Source organism: Rhizobium leguminosarum (genome assembly GCF_004123835.1).
Lineage (GTDB): Bacteria > Pseudomonadota > Alphaproteobacteria > Rhizobiales > Rhizobiaceae > Rhizobium > Rhizobium leguminosarum_M.
In genome coordinates this window covers 76,544-89,507 of sequence record NZ_MZMU01000002.1, presented here as the reverse complement: position 1 = coordinate 89,507, position 12,964 = coordinate 76,544, and the positions used below count along the sequence as shown (strand labels likewise).

General features: G+C 59.2%; 15 protein-coding genes. 8 read left to right on the top strand and 7 right to left on the bottom strand.

Features of this window, described 5'->3' with window-relative positions; genetic code table 11:
- Window positions 1-35: 35 nt before the first annotated feature.
- Complete coding sequence (gene purU, locus B5P46_RS01840) at window positions 36-920, top strand: formyltetrahydrofolate deformylase (RefSeq protein WP_129417201.1); 885 nt, start codon at window positions 36-38, stop codon at window positions 918-920.
- A 664-nt stretch (window positions 921-1,584) separates the two neighbouring features.
- On the top strand, window positions 1,585-1,755 hold the full coding sequence (locus tag B5P46_RS34215; RefSeq protein WP_164986430.1) for a hypothetical protein: 171 nt from the start codon (window positions 1,585-1,587) through the stop codon (window positions 1,753-1,755).
- Window positions 1,756-1,803: 48 nt separating this feature from the next.
- Here the strand turns inward: B5P46_RS34215 and B5P46_RS01825 are convergent, their stop codons facing one another.
- A complete protein-coding gene (locus tag B5P46_RS01825; protein WP_129417200.1) occupies window positions 1,804-2,721 on the bottom strand; it encodes a LysR substrate-binding domain-containing protein in 918 nt (305 codons plus the stop codon).
- Window positions 2,722-2,841: 120 nt separating this feature from the next.
- Here B5P46_RS01825 and B5P46_RS01820 point away from each other — a divergent pair, with 120 nt between their 5' ends.
- From B5P46_RS01820 to B5P46_RS01800, 5 genes are all read left to right on the top strand, one after another.
- The gene (locus B5P46_RS01820; RefSeq protein ID WP_129417199.1) at window positions 2,842-3,807 is read left to right on the top strand and encodes a tripartite tricarboxylate transporter substrate-binding protein; all 966 of its coding nucleotides are present in this window, start codon (window positions 2,842-2,844) and stop codon (window positions 3,805-3,807) included.
- Between the two features lie 51 nt (window positions 3,808-3,858).
- Window positions 3,859-4,311: a tripartite tricarboxylate transporter TctB family protein gene (locus B5P46_RS01815; protein ID WP_129417198.1), complete on the top strand. Its 453-nt coding sequence runs from the start codon at window positions 3,859-3,861 to the stop codon at window positions 4,309-4,311.
- A gap of 6 nt (window positions 4,312-4,317) precedes the next feature.
- Complete coding sequence (locus B5P46_RS01810) at window positions 4,318-5,823, top strand: tripartite tricarboxylate transporter permease (protein WP_129417516.1); 1,506 nt, start codon at window positions 4,318-4,320, stop codon at window positions 5,821-5,823.
- A 17-nt stretch (window positions 5,824-5,840) separates the two neighbouring features.
- Window positions 5,841-6,923 (top strand): tartrate dehydrogenase, encoded by a 1,083-nt coding sequence (locus tag B5P46_RS01805; RefSeq protein ID WP_129417197.1) that lies wholly within the window; start codon window positions 5,841-5,843, stop codon window positions 6,921-6,923.
- Between the two features lie 319 nt (window positions 6,924-7,242).
- Complete coding sequence (locus tag B5P46_RS01800) at window positions 7,243-8,406, top strand: mandelate racemase/muconate lactonizing enzyme family protein (RefSeq protein WP_129417196.1); 1,164 nt, start codon at window positions 7,243-7,245, stop codon at window positions 8,404-8,406.
- A gap of 167 nt (window positions 8,407-8,573) precedes the next feature.
- On the opposite strand, the gene B5P46_RS35250 is transcribed toward B5P46_RS01800, so the two are convergent.
- The 5 genes from B5P46_RS35250 to B5P46_RS01785 all read right to left on the bottom strand — a co-directional run bounded on the left by B5P46_RS35250 (window position 8,574) and on the right by B5P46_RS01785 (window position 11,724).
- Window positions 8,574-8,696, bottom strand: coding sequence for a hypothetical protein (locus tag B5P46_RS35250; RefSeq protein ID WP_281021989.1), 123 nt, complete (start codon window positions 8,694-8,696; stop codon window positions 8,574-8,576).
- 43 nt (window positions 8,697-8,739) lie between these two features.
- Entirely contained in the window at window positions 8,740-10,056 is a 1,317-nt protein-coding gene (locus B5P46_RS01795; RefSeq protein WP_129417195.1) for an NtaA/DmoA family FMN-dependent monooxygenase, read from the bottom strand.
- Window positions 10,057-10,229: 173 nt separating this feature from the next.
- The gene (locus tag B5P46_RS01790) at window positions 10,230-10,721 is read right to left on the bottom strand and encodes an NADPH-dependent F420 reductase (protein WP_348639839.1); all 492 of its coding nucleotides are present in this window, start codon (window positions 10,719-10,721) and stop codon (window positions 10,230-10,232) included.
- Between the two features lie 71 nt (window positions 10,722-10,792).
- Window positions 10,793-10,975: an NAD(P)-binding domain-containing protein gene (locus B5P46_RS35325; RefSeq protein ID WP_348639838.1), complete on the bottom strand. Its 183-nt coding sequence runs from the start codon at window positions 10,973-10,975 to the stop codon at window positions 10,793-10,795.
- A 14-nt stretch (window positions 10,976-10,989) separates the two neighbouring features.
- Complete coding sequence (locus B5P46_RS01785) at window positions 10,990-11,724, bottom strand: NADPH-dependent F420 reductase (protein WP_129417194.1); 735 nt, start codon at window positions 11,722-11,724, stop codon at window positions 10,990-10,992.
- A gap of 135 nt (window positions 11,725-11,859) precedes the next feature.
- On the opposite strand from B5P46_RS01785, the gene B5P46_RS01780 reads away from it, so the two are divergent.
- On the top strand, window positions 11,860-12,234 hold the full coding sequence (locus B5P46_RS01780; RefSeq protein ID WP_129417193.1) for a winged helix-turn-helix transcriptional regulator: 375 nt from the start codon (window positions 11,860-11,862) through the stop codon (window positions 12,232-12,234).
- Between the two features lie 103 nt (window positions 12,235-12,337).
- Here B5P46_RS01780 and B5P46_RS01775 read toward each other — a convergent pair whose 3' ends face one another.
- The gene (locus B5P46_RS01775) at window positions 12,338-12,853 is read right to left on the bottom strand and encodes a substrate-binding domain-containing protein (protein WP_129417192.1); all 516 of its coding nucleotides are present in this window, start codon (window positions 12,851-12,853) and stop codon (window positions 12,338-12,340) included.
- Window positions 12,854-12,964 lie beyond the last annotated feature (111 nt).

Here is a 12,964-nt window from a genome sequence, read left to right as displayed (position 1 = left end):
GCCTCCCTATTAATCCATGCCCGGAGATCCGCGCGATGAAAAGCCACGTCCTGACCGTATCCTGCCAATCGACCCGCGGCATTGTCGCCGCGATCACAGGCTACCTCGCCGAAAAGGAGTGTTACATCTCCGATTCGTCCCAGTTCGACGACCTTGAAACGAGCCTGTTCTTCATGCGCCTGACCTTCCTGTCCCAGGAAGGCGTGTCGGAAGACGAAATCAAGTCTGATTTCGCGCCGGTCGCCAAGGCGTTTGGTATGAATTACCGCTTCAACGACAGCGACGAGCGCATGAAAGTGCTACTCATGGTGTCGCGCTTCGGCCATTGCCTCAACGACCTGCTCTACCGCTGGAAGATCGGCGCGCTACCGATCAATATCGTCGGCGTCGTCTCCAACCACTTCGATTACCAGAAGGTCATCGTAAACCACGACATTCCCTTCCATCACATCAAGGTGACGAAGGACAATAAGCCGCAGGCCGAAGGCCGCCTGATGGAGGTGGTCGAGCAGTCGGGTGCCGAGCTGATCGTGCTCGCCCGCTACATGCAGGTTCTGTCGGACGCCGTGTGCAAGAAGATGTCGGGCCGCATCATAAACATCCACCACTCCTTCCTGCCGTCGTTCAAGGGTGCGAACCCGTACAAACAGGCCTTCGAGCGCGGCGTGAAGCTGATCGGTGCCACGGCGCACTACGTCACCGAGGATCTCGACGAGGGTCCGATCATCGAGCAGGACGTCGCGCGCATCACGCATGCGCAGTCCGCGGAGGACTATATCTCGATCGGCCGGGACGTGGAGAGCCAGGTTCTTGCCCGCGCCGTGCACGCACACGTTCACAACCGCGTGTTCATGAACGGCAACAAGACCATCGTCTTCCCGCCGAGCCCAGGCTCATACGCATCCGAGCGCATGGGGTAGGCCGTGACCTCCCTTATCGATGGGAAGTAGGTTGTCCGCCGCGGCAGTCCATCCTGGAGATCGGGCAGCGTCAGTTCGGTACCGATTAAGGAGCGTACGCCGACCTGCCATGCCGTCATAGCAACGAATGAGCGAATACTGAAAGCTGCGCAGGAAAAGGGCTTCGCACGACGGACGATGACGGGCCGGGACATCTTTCTGGGAGCTCTGGCGATTGCCTGGGCCAGCGGAGCTACGGTAGCGAACGAAGATACCCGAAACGTTCTTCGGGACGTTCTAAGAGGCGGCTGGCTGGAGCCAAAATAAAAAGTCGCCTTTAGGCCTGACAATGGGGGGCTGCCGGGCGTGCGTCCGGCTTTTTTTTCAGGGAGAGATGGGGATCGTACTCGGTCCATCGATAGCGGAACTAATCGACTGGGCGTTCATGCGAAGTGACGCACGTGCCGCGGTGCCGCAAGATCCGGCGTAAGATAAAAACCATTCCGGTGTCTGCCCGGTGTGCATCGCATGATCACAAGGAAGACGCTGCCTACGGTAGGTCCTTCACAAGGCGCCGTTTTCACCGAATGCTCGACCGACTTCGCGATGCAGGTTGCGGTAACGCGCAGGCTCTTTGCCGAGAATGCAACATCGATCCGAGCTTCGCCGCAGCAAAGGATCATACATGAGCGGTGCAGGCGAAGGTGTTGATTTCCACTGCGCGCATACCTTTTTCGAGCATCTTCATCGCAACAACCGTTATCTTTCGGCTTTGCCTTACAAGGTCAGAGCTCAGAGCAATTTGACCAAGCGGGTATTTCGTCGCAGCCTTGAGCTCAATCAAAACCGCGCTTAAGCTGGCGCGGCACTACCAATCACGGTGTCAGGGCAGCAAAGACAATTATCAAGCTGGCTTCCGCTTCGATGCACTTTCGACCGTCGTCCAGAATTTTTCAGCCAACTCCGTCATCCTACTCCTGGATCGGATCAGCACGATCTTGACAGGTACCATCCACTTCTCGTCGCCGGCTATTGCAAGCTTTCCTTCTGGTTCCAACTCGGAACCGGCAAGGCTGCGCGGTATCCAGGCGACGCCTTTCCCCTCGAGCGCCAACGCTTTCAGAACCATCGCCAAATGAGATGTAAATACACGAGCCAAATGCAATTCGCTGCCAACGTAGGTCAAGTTGGCCACCAGTATCCGGCCCATTCCTGATTTCTCGTCGAACGATATATGAGGGACAGGGTTCGATGGTGTGCCGGGCAGTTGATAGATTGGCGCGCCCTCCTTACCTCTTTGCGCGACCGGGACAAGAAGGTCGCTGGCCAGTTCCACATGCTTGAAGTCGGCTTCATGCAGCCGAATTTCGCTGTTTGGATGAAAGTGGCACAGGAGAAACTGAGCCCTGCCTTCCGCCATCATCTTTTCGCACTCATTCATATTGTCGGAAAGAAGCCGGATTGGCACCGTCGATACCGACGAGCCCAGACTTTGCACCCAACCAGGAAAAAATGTGAAGGATAGAGCGTGCGTCGCTGCAAACGTGAGGGTCGCAGTGGCAGATCGTTCCTGGCTCAAGTCATGGGTTGCCCTCTCGATCCTTTGAAGAATATCACTTGCGGCATCCAGCATGATTTCGCCCGCCGGCGTAATCCTTATGCGGTGCGTCGATCGATCGATCAAAACGGATCCGCTCCACTCTTCAAAGGCCTTTATCCGGCGACCGAAAGCGGGCTGCGTGATATTCCGCAACTCCGCCGCCCTCGAAAAATTGAGGGTGTCTGCGAGCGCTCGCAAATCTAAAAGCCAGGCAGTATCCATCTCATCCTCTCACTTCCGGCATCAATTGAAGCCGAAATGGCATTGGACCGTCAATCGCTTGTTCGCGAATGTTGCGTTGAGGAACGCCGTTGTTGGAGACGACGGCAATGGGAGGAAGAAATGAAGTTACTATCGATCATAGCTGCACTTACGCTGTCCGTCACCTCGGCTTTTGCGGCCGATTATCCGGAGCGCAACATTTTCATGGTGGTTCCCTACGCAGCGGGCGGACCAACCGATACCATTGCTCGACTCACCGCAGCCGCGATGTCGAAGTCTCTCGGCCAGCAGATTGTCGTCGAAAACGTTGCAGGTGCAGGTGGCACAATCGGAGCCCGACGTGTCGCGGACGCCGATCCAGACGGGTATACCATCCTCGTCCATCATATTGGAATGGCTACGGCTCCGGCACTTTACAGACAGCTACCCTATAAGCCAACCGAAGCCTTCGAGCCGATCGGCCTCGTCAGCGACGCCGCGATGACGGTCATCGCGCGCAACGAGTTTCCCGCCGAGACATTTCAGGAACTCGTTGCATATCTCAAGGAGAACGGTACCAAGGTAACCTATGCCCATGCCGGGATTGGAGCAGCATCCCATCTCTGCGGCACGTTGTTCATGTCAACAATCGGAACGCAGATGACGACAGTTCCCTACAAGGGAAATGGCCCCATCATGACGGATTTGATCGGTGGGCAGATTGACATGACCTGCGATCAGGCGACGAACACCGTCGGTCCGATCACGCAAAAACAGGTGAAGGCATACGCGATCACCAGTGAGGCACGTGCTGAAACGCTGCCCGATGTCCCAACGACCACTGAAGCTGGATTGCCCGAATTCAAAGTCGGCGTCTGGCATGGCGTGTACGCACCCAAGGGCACTCCGAAAGATGTTCTGGACAAGCTGACGTCAGCGCTCCAGGCCGCAATGGACGACGCTACCTTGAAAGAACGCTTCGCGCAGATCGCCACCATGCCTGCGACGAAGGAACAGGCTAGCCAGGAGGCGCTCCGTACCAAACTCGACTCCGAAATCAAGCGGTGGGATCCCATCATCAAGGCTGCCGGTCAGTTTGCAGATTAACGGTGATGGTTCGGCTGGGGGCAAGAGCCCGCAGCCGAACGGAGGTCTTTCATGGATATCAACAACAGTGCTGCCTCCGGCACCCTGCTGGCTGTCGGGATAGGGTTCGGCATTTCATCCATATTCACAATGGACGTTGGATCGGCACTCCGCATGGGGCCCGGCTATTTCCCCCTGATACTGTCGATCGTCATAACGGTCATCGGGGCCGTCATCGGCATCAAGGCGCTCACGGAGACCGAAACCATTCGCCCGCAGATCGCACCCTTGCGGGCTCTGGCCGCGATCATCATTGCCCCTATCCTTTTCGGCCTTACCGTCCGTGGCCTGGGGTTCGTTCCGGCGGTGGCACTCACCTCGTTGTCTGCTACGTCCGCGGCGACAGGGCAAAGACCGCTCGTCGTTCTTTCCATCACTCTGGGCATCACCGTGTTCTGTCTGGGCGTGTTCTACTATGGCCTCGGGCTACCCGTCCGTCTTATCGGCCCCTGGCTGGGAGTTTAGGCTATGATGGACCTCATCGGTAATCTGGGGCTCGGCCTGAGCGCCGCCCTGACGCCCTACAACATTCTATTCTGCTTCGTGGGCACGCTGCTTGGAACGCTGGTCGGCGTTCTCCCGGGGATCGGCCCGACGGCGACGATCGCCATGCTTCTGCCGATAACGCTGTCGCTTTCGCCCGAAACATCTCTGATCATGCTTGCCGGCATCTACTACGGCGCGCAGTACGGCGGCTCAACGACAGCGATCCTCATCAATCTGCCTGGCGAGTCTTCGTCAGCCGTGACGGCTCTGGATGGATACCAGATGGCCCGACAGGGCAGGGCAGGGCCGGCACTTGCCGCCGCGGCGCTGAGTTCCTTCTTTGCCGGAACCATCGCGACCGTGGTTGTAGCCGCCCTTGCGCCGCCCTTGACATCGATCGCCCTGAAATTCGGCTCGCCCGAGTATTTCGGACTGATGGTCCTCGGGCTCGCCGCCTCTATCGTTCTTGCCCGCGGATCGGTGCTGAAAACGATCGCCATGGTTTCGATGGGGCTGGTCTTCGGGCTTGTCGGAACGGATATCAATACCGGAGCGATGCGTTTTACGCTCGGACGGCCGGAACTGGCGGACGGTTTGAATTTCGTGGCCGTCGCCGTCGGTTTGTTCGGGATCGCCGAAATCCTGCGAAATCTGGAAACGACGATCGAGCGAACCGCCGTCGTCAAGCGCGTGGCGGGTCTCTGGCCAAGTCGCGCAGATCTCAAGGCGATGATTGGGCCCGCCTTCCGGGGCGCGTTGCTCGGTTCCGCTTTGGGCGTTCTTCCAGGAGGCGGTGCGATACTGGCATCATTCGCGTCATATGCGCTCGAAAAGAAAATCTCCAAGACTCCGGAGCGCTTCGGCAATGGAGCGATCGAGGGCGTGGCGGGACCGGAAGCCGCAAACAATGCAGGGGCTCAGACGTCGTTCATCCCGATGTTGACCCTTGGCGTGCCCGCCAATCCCGTCATGGCGCTCATGATCGGCGCAATGATCATCCAGGGGATCGTACCCGGACCACAGGTAGCAACCACCCAACCTGTTTTGTTCTGGGGATTGATTGCCTCGATGTGGATCGGCAACCTGCTTCTGGTCATCCTCAATCTGCCGTTGATCGGTCTGTGGGTTAAGCTTCTGACTGTTCCCTACACGGTGCTTTTCCCTGCGATTCTCGCGTTCGCCTCCATCGGTGTCTACAGCGTGAATTCCAACACGTTCGATCTCTATGTGATGGCAGGGTTCGGCGTGCTCGGTTACGCTTTGTCGAAACTGGATTTCGAGCCTGCGCCCATGCTGCTGGGGTTCGTCCTTGGTCCCCTGCTTGAGGAGCATCTCCGCAGGGCGATGACGATCTCGCACGGCGACATCTCCGTCTTCGTCACCCGGCCCATCAGCGCGGGACTTCTGGCCGTCGCGCTCATTGTGCTCGTGGTCGCCTTTCTCCCCACCATCGCGAGACGTCGCAACCAGGTCTTCGTCGAGGAAGACTGATCGGATTGGAGCATACCGTGGAAAACAGAACCAACCGCGTCTACAAGATCGCCTCCATCGCCGGTGATGGCATCGGCAAGGAGGTCGTTCCGGAAGGCATCCGGGTCCTTGAAGCGGCATCGAAGAAGTTCGGCTTCGAGCTGCGGATCGACACATTCGACTTCGCCTCCTGCGACTACTACGTGAAGCACGGGCAGATGATGCCGGAGGACTGGAAGGCGCAGATCGGCAGCCATGACGCCATCTTCTTCGGCGCGGTCGGCTGGCCGGAAATCGTTCCGGATCATATCTCGCTCTGGGGTTCCCTCATCCAGTTCCGCCGGGAATTCGACCAGTATGTGAGCCTGCGGCCCGTGCGGCTGATGCCGGGCGTGACCTCGCCGCTCGCAGGCAGAGGCCCCGGCGATATCGACTTCTACGTCGTCCGCGAGAATACCGAAGGCGAGTATTCCTCGGTCGGCGGACGCATCTTCCCGGGAACTGAGCGGGAAACCGTTCTGCAGGAAACGGTGATGACGCGGATCGGCGTCGACCGTATCCTCAAGTTCGCCTTCGATCTCGCCCAGACCCGGCCCCGCAAGCGCCTGACCTCCGCCACCAAGTCGAACGGCATCTCCATCTCCATGCCCTATTGGGACGAGCGGGTGGAGGAGATGGCGAAGTCCTATTCGGATGTCACCTGGGACAAGTATCACATCGATATTCTCTGCGCCCATTTCGTGCTCAATCCCGATCGCTTCGACGTGGTCGTGGCATCGAACCTGTTCGGCGACATCCTTTCGGATTTGGGGCCGGCCTGCACGGGCACGATCGGCATCGCGCCCTCCGGAAACATCAATCCGGAGCGGAAATTCCCATCCTTATTCGAGCCCGTCCACGGATCGGCGCCGGACATTGCGGGGCAGGGCATCGCCAACCCTATCGGACAGATATGGTCGGCAGCGATGATGCTGGATCATATCGGAGAGCATGAAGCCAGCGCTGCCGTGATGGCTGGCATCGAGACGGTTCTCGCGGACCAAAGGCTGCGGACACGCGACCTGGGCGGAAGCGCGGATACCGTCACCTGCGGCACGGCCGTCGCGGAGACTCTTGGATGACATGACCTGCTTCGGCAATGAATGTGCAGGCAGGTAAACGCTCATTGAAGCCAAAGTCGCATTGGCGGGTATCGATCCTATGGAGGCGGATAGAGCCGGTTCAGTCAATTATCGTTAATTCTCCGGCTTAGTCTTCATTCCACTTGGTCAAACTGCGAGAAATGGCAATGCCGAAACGGCACCAATACAAATCGTTAGAGCATTGGAATGCGCGGCCGCGCTCGGCTACCGAGGCTTTAGTCCTCTCGTCTGATCGCTACGAAGGTGCGGCAGAGAGACAACATTCGCTACCTACCAAAAAACTGAACCGGAGATCCAAATGCGTATCGTCGACGTCTGCGAAGTCACTAAGCCCATCGCTTCGCCCATCCGGAATGCCTATATCGACTTCTCGAAGATGACAGCCAGCCTCGTCGCCGTCGTCACCGATGTTGTCAAGGACGGCCGTCGCGTCGTCGGCTATGGCTTCAACTCGAACGGCCGTTATGGCCAGGGTGGCCTGATCCGCGAACGGTTCAAGGATCGCATCCTGCAGGCAGAGCCCGACAGCCTGATCAACGATGCCGGCACCAATCTAGACCCGCACAAGATCTGGGCAAAGATGATGATGAACGAGAAGCCCGGCGGTCACGGCGAGCGCTCTGTCGCCGTCGGCACCATCGACATGGCGATCTGGGACGCCGTCGCCAAGATCGAGGGCAAGCCGCTCTTCCGCCTTCTCGCCGACATGAAGGGCCGGGAGGCCAATCCGAAGGTCTTCGTCTATGCGGCCGGCGGCTACTACTATCCCGGCAAGGACAACAGCGCGCTGCGCAAGGAAATGCGCGGCTATCTCGACCGCGGCTACAATGTCGTGAAGATGAAGATCGGCGGAGCCTCGATCGACGAGGACCGCGGCCGCATCGAATCCGTCCTGGAGGAAATCGGTTCCGAGGCGAAGCTCGCGGTGGATGCGAACGGCCGCTTCGATCTGGAGACGGGCATCGCCTATGCGAAGATGCTGCGCGACTACCCGCTCTTCTGGTACGAGGAAATCGGCGACCCGCTCGACTACGCGCTGCAGGCTGCTATCTCCGAATTCTATGACGCGCCGATGGCAACGGGTGAGAACCTGTTCTCCCACCAGGATGCCCGCAACCTCCTGCGCTACGGCGGCATGCGGCCGGACCGCGACTTCCTGCAGTTCGACTGCGCGCTTTCCTACGGTCTCGTCGAGTACCTGCGCACGCTTGACGTGCTGCGCCAGTTCGGCTGGTCGCCATCGCGCTGCATCCCGCATGGCGGCCACCAGATGTCGCTCAACATCGCCGCCGGTCTGGGCCTCGGTGGCAACGAGAGCTATCCGGATCTCTTCCAACCTTACGGCGGCTTCCCAGACGGCGTCAAGGTCGTCGACGGCCACATCACGATGCCGGAACTGCCGGGCATCGGCTTCGAAGGCAAGTCCGACCTTATCAAGGTCATGCGCGAACTCGCCGAATAACGGCGTATCCCGTGGGGGGCGTTCCTGCCGCTCCCCACGGTTTCTCTCCAAGGACACCTGGGAATGATCGACGACGTTCGCCAAGCCGCTCTCGACTATCATCGTCATCCGAAAGTCTCGCCCAGACCAACTTGCTCGCCGCCCGTCGTGACGGTTTTCGAAGGCGGTCACCTGCCGCCCCGCCAGGTGGTCGCAGACAGACGAACGCCGTCAGAAAAGAGAGCGGTCTGATAGATCTCGCGCGAACCCTGGCCGGATTGTTGGGGAGCCGGCTTGCGTGCGTAGATCACGCTCGTCCTCCCGTTCGTTGTTTGACGCGATGCAATCTTCCGTTCAGCGCATGATGCGCGGATCGAGCCCGTGCGGCGCGCCCAGATGATCGCGCAGGGTTTTTCCCTCGTAGTCGCGATGAAACAACCCGCGATCCTGCAGGATAGGGACCACGCCATCGACGAGCGCATCGATGCCGTCTTCGTAGACGTCGGGCGACAGCCAGAAGCCGTCGGCCGCACCGGCCTCGAACCAGGCTTGCATATGATCGGCAGCTTCCACGGCGGGTCCGGCAATGACCGGGTGGTAATCAATCACGCCATGCGCCAGAATATCCCGCAGGCTCCAGCCTTCCCGAGCTATGTCGAGTGCACGGGCGGAGCGGGGATCGCGCGGCGACGGGCGAGCCGCCGAGAGTTCAGCCTGTGACAGCGGCTCATCGAGCCGGGCCGCGTCGACCTGCAAACCCAGCATCTGCCCGAGATATCCGACGCGCTGCGGGAAGGTTTCCCCGCTGACCGCAATCCGGCGATCGAGCCCGCTCCGTCTGTCGGGCGTAATCGTCGTCATCAGGCCCGGAAAGAACTTGACGTCGTCGGGATCGCGGCCGGCACGTTCCGCCGCATTCCGGAGTGCCATGCGCTGGGCACGGGCCGCCTCGATCGTGTAGACCGCGCCGATCACGCCGCTTGCATATCGAGCCGCGACTTCCAGTCCCTGATCGCCCCCGCCCGCCTGGAAGATCACAGGCTGGCCCTGTTCGGATGGCGGGAGCGGCAGCGGACCGCTGGCGCCGACATGGCTCCCGTGAAGATTGATGGGCCGGATCCTGGAAGAGTCCGCGAAACGCCCCGATGCGGCGTCATGCAGCCATGCCCCCTTTTCCCAGCTGCCCCAAAGGGCCTGAACGATCTGGATCGACTCATGAAGACGCTGGTATCTTTCGCCGCGGGACGGCAGTTCGCGACCGTAATTGGCGGCGATCGCGGGATCGCTGGTCGGAACCGCATTCCATCCCGCCCGGCCGTGGCTCATCAGGTCGAGGGCCTTGAACTGGCGCGCCAGATTATAGGGCTCGTTGAACGTGGTCGAACCGGTCGCGACCAGCCCGATCCGCTCGGTGCCGCGCGCGACGGCCGCAAGCGTCATCATCGGATCGATGTTGATCATCGGGGCTTCGGTCTCGACATTGCCGGTCAGCACCGGAAAGTCCGGTATGAACAGGAACTGGAACTTGCCCCTTTCCGCCGCCTGGGCATATCGCACCTGGCTGTCGAAGTTCGTGTAGTTCCGGGGATCGACTCCCGCCATGCGCCATGCGCCCGGCTGGGAGCCATAACCGTTTCCGAAATGCATTCCGATCATCATTTTTCGCGACATTATCGATTCCATGTTCCTGCGCCAGCAGTGCTCGTTGGCCGCGCGTTACCAGGTTTTGGCGCATCTTGGATCGGTGCGGTTCCCTCGCCGCCACAAAGTCGGCTTGGGCCGCACCCCCGACCGCATGGTCTGACGACAGGTGGATTTCAGGCTCGGATGCAGCAGATGGCGATCTACAGGAACAGGGCCCTGTTCAAACACACGAGAAAGTCCGCGTCGGGATTGCTCTTCGTATCGCCAAGCCTCTCCTGAACCCCAGCGACGGACAGGTCTCGCCGCTTCGGCAGCCGGGATCTTTCCGCGACCGCCAGTGCATCGGGTACCTCGCCGGCCGTGAGATCCGTGCAGTAAACGGGGGCGCCGGGCTGCTGGCGCCATGACTCGGAAAGCGGTCCAGCATCGACCGCGTCGAATCCTGTATCGTCGACAAGCGCCATTGCGACTCGTCGGTCGCGTTCATTATCTGCAGCAACTGGTATGGCGATCCGATCCGGGTGCCCCGCAGGTGTTCCCAGTCGGGCGAACGAAACGGAACCGATTGCATTCCAAGCTTTTGCGACCGGTCGGCCGAGTTGTCTGGAGACCCAGACACTCTCGACCTCGCCGGCTTCTATGTCGGCGATCTCGGCATCACGCATCGGATAATAGTTGGACGTATCGATCACCACCGTGTCCTCTGGAAGGGCGGCAATTTTGGGCGCAATTTCGGACAAGCGGTTGAGCGGGATCGAAAGGATCAGTTGACGTCCTCGACTGCCTGCTCGATCGTGACGGCGCGTCCACCTGAGGCAAATACTGATGGCTCGATCGTTTCGGGACCACGTGAGTTTGCTACTTTCACATCGTATCCGGTTCTGCTCAATTCACGGACCAGCGTTTTTCCGATGTGGCCGGCGCCAAGAATACCAACTTTCATCATGTTTCCCGACTTGCTCACGCGGTCACGGCGCGGTTGAGGGCGACAATGTCGTCATGGGTCAGGCTGCCGCCTTTTTCCATGAAGACCTTGATCAGGGCCTCGCGGTTACCCGCCGAGCGGTTCTGGTCAGCTTTTTCGAGTGCCGTTTTCAGCTCGTCAGCCGTCAGTTCCGTGCAATAGGCAGGAGTGCCCGGCTGCTGTCGCCATGAGGTGGCAAGCTCCCCGGCGTCGACGGCTTCGAAGCCAGTCGCCTCTACCAGTTCCATGACTCGCGACTTCGCTTCAAGCTCATCACCCGCCACCGGGAGGGCGATGCGGCGGGGTTGCGTCTTGTCTATGCCCTTGTCCGCAAGGGTCGCAGAAAGCACGGCGTTCCAAGCTTTAATGATGGGTCGTTTGATCTGCTCGGTAACCCAGATCGCTTCCGGTTTGCCACCATCGACCTCGCTGATCGCCCCGTCCCGAAACGGATAGTAGTTGGAGGTGTCCACGACGACGACGTTCTCGGGAACATTTTCAAACAACTTGGCAAGGTCGCGATGGGCTGAGAACGGGATGGAAAGGATCACGGTATCCACCCCCGTCACGGCCTCTTCCTTGGTCGTAGCCGTCGCACCAACTTCCGCGGCAAGGTCACCGATCGATTCCGGGCCTTTGGAGTTGGCGAGCTTGATCTCGTGCCCTGCGGCAGCTAGCTTGCGCGCCAGTGTCGCGCCGATGTTGCCTGCGCCGATAATGCCGATCTTCATATCATTTCCTTGCCATGAGTATTGGATTCAACGCCCTCCAACGGAGACGTGACTTGTTGTGCTCCGAAGAATAGGTATAGCTATCTGATACGGCAAGAACCGACTAAAAAGTGTGTAACCCACCTTGAGGTAAGTATGGCGATCGAGAGAGATTGGCGCTGCGACGATCCCAAGCAGCAATTGATCTGGGCAGCTGCGACCAGGGACGCTCTTCAGGTCCTTGAGGGGAAATGGAAGATCGTCATCATCTGTCAGCTTTTCGGAGCAAAGGGTCCGCTGCGTTTCTCCGAATTAGAAAAGCGGGTCGAGGGCGTGAACCAGAAAATGCTGATCCAGCAGCTGAAAGAGCTGGAGAAGGACGGCATTGTCACACGGACGGTCTATCCTCAGGTTCCACCACGCGTTGAGTACGCACTCAGTGATATGGGCATTGCCCTCGGTCCGTCCATGGCGGAACTGATCGACTGGGCCTTCATGCGGCGTGACATGCATCAGTCTGCGAATGAGTAGCACGCCGGATACCGCTTAGCTTCAAGGCGGGTCATGGCAGGTCCCTGACACGCCCCAATCTTCGCGCTTGCGCTGGCAGTAACAGCGGACGCAGAGACGATGGTCAATTGTCCTCACTCGGACAACGCAGGCCCCATCCAGTTTTGAAACAGCTTGATTTCACCTGCTCCTTGCGAGTGGTAGCGTCTGACGCGCCAGATTTGCCGATGATCAAGCGGTTGATCGAGCGACAAGTTTTTCCTCTAAATGCTTTGCTTTCTCGCGGCTCTCTGCCCAGTATCATCGATAGGATTGCCGCAACCATTTCGTTAGCGGGCTGTTCGTATGTCGTCAGGTCATAGGCAGGGGAGGCGGCGAGAGGCGTGTTATCAAAACCGGCAATCGCAATGTCAGCGGGAATACGAAGTTTCAAGGCACTTCGAACGTAATCGATCGCGCCGAAGGCCAAAGCATCGTTCTCGCACATAAGAAGATCCGGCCATTGCTCGGGTGGGATCACTTGGAACAAGTGCCTCGCTGCCTCAAATCCATGTTCTGAACTGTATGACGCTGCAGAAAGATCAAGCACGGGCGCAGAGCCGTGGGCCTCCAATGACTCTGTCAAGAATATGGACCACATGACGCAGGCCGACGCCGCGATAGCAGAGGAAAACAATGCTCTGTCGTAGCAACTGGGCCATGAAGCCGACGGTCTGATGACGCTTGTCGGGCAATTCAAACTGAACGGCAA

Coding starts and splice junctions, on each gene's coding strand:
- B5P46_RS01780 (WP_129417193.1), top strand. CDS start 11,860: ATGGCGATCGAGAGAGATTGGCGCTGCGACGATCCCAAGCAGCAATTG.
- B5P46_RS01785 (WP_129417194.1), bottom strand. CDS start 11,724: ATGAAGATCGGCATTATCGGCGCAGGCAACATCGGCGCGACACTGGCG.
- B5P46_RS01815 (WP_129417198.1), top strand. CDS start 3,859: ATGGATATCAACAACAGTGCTGCCTCCGGCACCCTGCTGGCTGTCGGG.
- B5P46_RS01810 (WP_129417516.1), top strand. CDS start 4,318: ATGGACCTCATCGGTAATCTGGGGCTCGGCCTGAGCGCCGCCCTGACG.
- B5P46_RS01775 (WP_129417192.1), bottom strand. CDS start 12,853: ATGTGGTCCATATTCTTGACAGAGTCATTGGAGGCCCACGGCTCTGCG.
- B5P46_RS01795 (WP_129417195.1), bottom strand. CDS start 10,056: ATGTCGCGAAAAATGATGATCGGAATGCATTTCGGAAACGGTTATGGC.
- B5P46_RS01825 (WP_129417200.1), bottom strand. CDS start 2,721: ATGGATACTGCCTGGCTTTTAGATTTGCGAGCGCTCGCAGACACCCTC.
- B5P46_RS01820 (WP_129417199.1), top strand. CDS start 2,842: ATGAAGTTACTATCGATCATAGCTGCACTTACGCTGTCCGTCACCTCG.
- B5P46_RS35325 (WP_348639838.1), bottom strand. CDS start 10,975: ATGATGAAAGTTGGTATTCTTGGCGCCGGCCACATCGGAAAAACGCTG.
- B5P46_RS01800 (WP_129417196.1), top strand. CDS start 7,243: ATGCGTATCGTCGACGTCTGCGAAGTCACTAAGCCCATCGCTTCGCCC.
- purU (WP_129417201.1), top strand. CDS start 36: ATGAAAAGCCACGTCCTGACCGTATCCTGCCAATCGACCCGCGGCATT.
- B5P46_RS34215 (WP_164986430.1), top strand. CDS start 1,585: ATGAGCGGTGCAGGCGAAGGTGTTGATTTCCACTGCGCGCATACCTTT.